We start from the raw sequence: 5,324 nt of genomic DNA on the forward strand, positions 1-5,324 counted from the left end.
TGTGGGGTTGCCTTAAAAAGGCAACCCCACACTTCGTATAAGTCCGGCGGCGTCCTACTCTCCCACACAGTCCCCCATGCAGTACCATCGGCGCTGAAGAGCTTAGCTTCCGGGTTCGGAATGAGACCGGGCGTTTCCTCTTCGCCAAAACCACCGAAACACTATTCAACTATACAACCAGCGCCCAGCCGGCCATACAGCTGGGAACCGCACAGTGGACGCGTAGCATCTTCGAAGACAAGCCCTCGGCCTATTAGTACCGGTCAGCTCCATGCGTCACCGCACTTCCACCTCCGGCCTATCAACCCGATCATCTAGTCGGGGGCCTTACCAGGCTACCCTGTGGGAGACCTCATCTCGAAGCAGGCTTCCCGCTTAGATGCTTTCAGCGGTTATCCCTTCCGAACGTAGCCAACCAGCCATGCCCTTGGCAGAACAACTGGCACACCAGAGGTTCGTCCGTCCCGGTCCTCTCGTACTAGGGACAGCCCTTCTCAAGTCTCCTGCGCGCGCGGCGGATAGGGACCGAACTGTCTCACGACGTTCTAAACCCAGCTCGCGTACCGCTTTAATGGGCGAACAGCCCAACCCTTGGGACCTACTCCAGCCCCAGGATGCGACGAGCCGACATCGAGGTGCCAAACCTTGCCGTCGATATGGACTCTTGGGCAAGATCAGCCTGTTATCCCCGGGGTACCTTTTATCCGTTGAGCGACGGCGCTTCCACAAGCCACCGCCGGATCACTAGTCCCTGCTTTCGCACCTGCTCGACATGTCTGTCTCACAGTCAAGCTCCCTTGTGCACTTGCACTCAACACCTGATTGCCAACCAGGCTGAGGGAACCTTTGGGCGCCTCCGTTACTCTTTAGGAGGCAACCGCCCCAGTTAAACTACCCACCAGACACTGTCCCTGATCCGGATCACGGACCGAGGTTAGACATCCAGTACGACCAGAGTGGTATTTCAACAGTGACTCCACCAGAACTGGCGTCCCAGCTTCACAGTCTCCCACCTATCCTACACAAGCCGAACCGAACACCAATATCAAGCTATAGTAAAGGTCCCGGGGTCTTTCCGTCCTGCCGCGCGTAACGAGCATCTTTACTCGTAATGCAATTTCGCCGAGTCTGTGGTTGAGACAGTGGGAAAGTCGTTACGCCATTCGTGCAGGTCGGAACTTACCCGACAAGGAATTTCGCTACCTTAGGATGGTTATAGTTACCACCGCCGTTTACTGGCGCTTAAGTTCTGAGCCTCGCCCCAAAAAGCTAACCCGTCCCCTTAACGTTCCAGCACCGGGCAGGCGTCACTCCGTATACATCGTCTTACGACTTAGCACGGAGCTATGTTTTTAGTAAACAGTCGCTTTCCCCTGGTCTCTGCGGCCACTCCCCGCTACGGAAGCAAGTCCCTACACGGAGAACGGCCCCCCTTCTCCCGAAGTTACGGGGGCATTTTGCCGAGTTCCTTAACCACAGTTCACTCGAACGCCTTAGTATTCTCTACCTGACCACCTGTGTCGGTTTAGGGTACGGGCGGCCCTGACACTCGCTAGAGGCTTTTCTCGGCAGCATGGGATCATCCACTTCGCCACAATCGGCTCGGCATCAGGTCTCAGACACATGGAAACGCGGATTTACCTACGCCCCATCCTACACCCTTGCCCCAGGACAACCACCGCCTGGGTTGGACTACCCTCCTGCGTCACCCCATCGCTTGCCTAATACCAGCCGGGATCCCACCCTCCCAGACACATCTCCGAAAAGACACATCCAATCAGATGGTTAGCACAACCAGGTTCAGCATGGGCGCGTCAGCGCCGGTACGGGAATATCAACCCGTTGTCCATCGACTACGCCTGTCGGCCTCGCCTTAGGTCCCGACTCACCCTGGGCGGATTAGCCTGCCCCAGGAACCCTTGGTCATTCGGCGGACGGGTTTCTCACCCGTCATTCGCTACTCATGCCTGCATTCTCACTCGTATGGCATCCACGGCTGGGTCACCCCGCCGCTTCACACGCCACACGACGCTCCCCTACCCATACACACACCTGGACATCCCAAAGAATGCCTGGCTAACATGCGTATGCCGCAGCTTCGGCGGTGCGCTTGAGCCCCGCTACATTGTCGGCGCGGAATCACTTGACCAGTGAGCTATTACGCACTCTTTCAAGGGTGGCTGCTTCTAAGCCAACCTCCTGGTTGTCTATGCGACTCCACATCCTTTTCCACTTAGCGCACGCTTAGGGGCCTTAGCTGGCGATCTGGGCTGTTTCCCTCTCGACTACGAAGCTTATCCCCCGCAGTCTCACTGCCGCACTTCACTTACCGGCATTCGGAGTTTGGCTGACTTCAGTAAGCTTGTGGGCCCCCTAGGCCATCCAGTGCTCTACCTCCGGCAAGAAACATGCGACGCTGCACCTAAATGCATTTCGGGGAGAACCAGCTATCACCGAGTTTGATTGGCCTTTCACCCCTATCCACAGCTCATCCCCCAGGTTTTCAACCCTGGTGGGTTCGGTCCTCCACACGGTCTTACCCGCGCTTCAACCTGGCCATGGATAGATCACTCGGCTTCGGGTCTTGGACATGCGACTCAGACGCCCTATTCGGACTCGCTTTCGCTACGGCTACCCCACGACGGGTTAACCTCGCCACACATCGCAAACTCGCAGGCTCATTCTTCAAAAGGCACGCGGTCACCAGACCGAAGTCCAGCTCCCACGGATTGTAGGCACACGGTTTCAGGTACTATTTCACTCCCCTCCCGGGGTACTTTTCATCTTTCCCTCACGGTACTAGTCCGCTATCGGTCACCAGGGAGTATTTAGGCTTAGCGGGTGGTCCCGCCAGATTCACACGGAATTTCACGGGCTCCGTGCTACTTGGGAAGACGTCCGGGAGGAACACTGTTTTCGGCTACAGGGCTATTACCCTCTATGGCGGTCCATTCGCATGACCTTCGCCTAACAGCGCTCTTTCTGACTCCCTGACGGAACGGCAGTCCCGTCCGGACGATCCCACAACCCCACCATCGCAACGCCTGCCGGCTATCACACGACCATGGTTTAGCCTCATCCGCTTTCGCTCACCACTACTCGCGGAATCACGGTTGTTTTCTCTTCCTGCGGGTAATGAGATGTTTCACTTCCCCGCGTTCCCTCCACATGCCCTATGTGTTCAGGCAAGGGTGACAGGATTTAAAGCCCTGCCGGGTTTCCCCATTCGGAAATCCTCGGATCACAGCTCGGTTGGCAGCTCCCCGAGGCATATCGCAGCCTCCCACGTCCTTCATCGGCTCCTGGTGCCAAGACATCCACCGTGCGCCCTTAATAACTTGGCCACAAAGATGCTCGCGTCCACTGTGCAGTTCTCAACGTACGGACGGCCCCAGCCGACACAGTAGAACCCACCCCCACACGGGGAGCAGTACCCTACCACGACCGGTCCGCTCACCAGCAGACCCCCACCACCACAACCCCCACCAGGAGGATCATGCAGAAGGGGTCACACCAGACGAGGAAGCCTCACTCCCTCAGGACCCAACAGCGTGCCACGAACCACCAGCCCCCCACCAAGCCCGTCCACCCACAGCCACCCCCCGAAAGGGACAACCACAGAGTACTAGACACCCAGCAGACCAACCAGCAGCCCTATCGTCAGCGTTCCACCCATGAGCAACCAGACCGGCATGCACATCCGGCCCTGGCCCTGAACCAGCCCACCCCCAACAGGACAGACCAGCCAGACGCTCCTTAGAAAGGAGGTGATCCAGCCGCACCTTCCGGTACGGCTACCTTGTTACGACTTCGTCCCAATCGCCGGTCCCACCTTCGACGGCTCCCCCCACAAGGGTTAGGCCACCGGCTTCGGGTGTTACCGACTTTCGTGACGTGACGGGCGGTGTGTACAAGGCCCGGGAACGTATTCACCGCAGCATTGCTGATCTGCGATTACTAGCGACTCCGACTTCACGGGGTCGAGTTGCAGACCCCGATCCGAACTGAGACCGGCTTTTTGGGATTCGCTCCACCTCGCGGTATCGCAGCCCTTTGTACCGGCCATTGTAGCATGTGTGCAGCCCAGGACGTAAGGGGCATGATGACTTGACGTCATCCCCACCTTCCTCCGAGTTGACCCCGGCAGTCTCCTATGAGTCCCCGACATAACTCGCTGGCAACATAGGACGAGGGTTGCGCTCGTTGCGGGACTTAACCCAACATCTCACGACACGAGCTGACGACAGCCATGCACCACCTGTGCAGGACCCTTACGGACCCCGTATCTCTACGAGATTTCCCTGCATGTCAAACCCTGGTAAGGTTCTTCGCGTTGCATCGAATTAAGCCACATGCTCCGCCGCTTGTGCGGGCCCCCGTCAATTCCTTTGAGTTTTAGCCTTGCGGCCGTACTCCCCAGGCGGGGCGCTTAATGCGTTAGCTGCGGCACGGAGGCCGTGGAAGGTCCCCCACACCTAGCGCCCAACGTTTACGGCGTGGACTACCAGGGTATCTAATCCTGTTCGCTCCCCACGCTTTCGCTCCTTAGCGTCAGTTCCGGCCCAGAGACCCGCCTTCGCCACCGGTGTTCCTCCTGATATCTGCGCATTTCACCGCTACACCAGGAATTCCAGTCTCCCCTGCCGGACTCTAGTCTGCCCGTATCGACTGCAGGCCCGGGGTTGAGCCCCGGGTTTTCACAGCCGACGCGACAGGCCGCCTACGAGCTCTTTACGCCCAATAATTCCGGACAACGCTTGCACCCTACGTATTACCGCGGCTGCTGGCACGTAGTTGGCCGGTGCTTCTTCTGCAGGTACCGTCACTTGCGCTTCGTCCCTGCTGAAAGAGGTTTACAACCCGAAGGCCGTCATCCCCCACGCGGCGTCGCTGCGTCAGGCTTCCGCCCATTGCGCAATATTCCCCACTGCTGCCTCCCGTAGGAGTCTGGGCCGTGTCTCAGTCCCAGTGTGGCCGGTCGCCCTCTCAGGCCGGCTACCCGTCGTCGCCTTGGTAGGCCATCACCCCACCAACAAGCTGATAGGCCGCGGGCCCATCTCGAGCCGATAAATCTTTCCACACCACCAGATGCCCGGTAGCGTCATATCCGGCATTAGCCCCGGTTTCCCGAGGTTATTCCAGAGCTCGAGGCAGGTTGCCCACGTGTTACTCACCCGTTCGCCGCTAGAAGCCGAAGCTCCTCGCTCGACTTGCATGTGTTAAGCACGCCGCCAGCGTTCGTCCTGAGCCAGGATCAAACTCTCCATCAATGATTAAGAGCGCCGGGAAACCCGGCAGACCCCAACATCGACACCACAAACGTG

3 rRNA genes are annotated in these 5,324 nt (G+C 58.4%); all 3 read right to left on the minus strand.

The window, feature by feature from the left end:
* Positions 1-41: 41 nt before the first annotated feature.
* The 3 genes from rrf to G6R25_RS20915 all read right to left on the minus strand — a co-directional run bounded on the left by rrf (position 42) and on the right by G6R25_RS20915 (position 5,270).
* Positions 42-158 (minus strand): 5S ribosomal RNA (gene rrf / locus G6R25_RS20905).
* A gap of 75 nt (positions 159-233) precedes the next feature.
* Positions 234-3,344: ribosomal RNA gene (locus tag G6R25_RS20910) — 23S ribosomal RNA — on the minus strand.
* A 416-nt stretch (positions 3,345-3,760) separates the two neighbouring features.
* Positions 3,761-5,270: ribosomal RNA gene (locus G6R25_RS20915) — 16S ribosomal RNA — on the minus strand.
* Together the 16S, 23S and 5S rRNA genes form the textbook arrangement of a ribosomal RNA operon.
* Between the last annotated feature and the right edge of the window lie 54 nt (positions 5,271-5,324).

This window comes from Candidatus Frankia alpina, from assembly GCF_902806485.1.
Taxonomy (GTDB): domain Bacteria; phylum Actinomycetota; class Actinomycetes; order Frankiales; family Frankiaceae; genus Frankia; species Frankia alpina.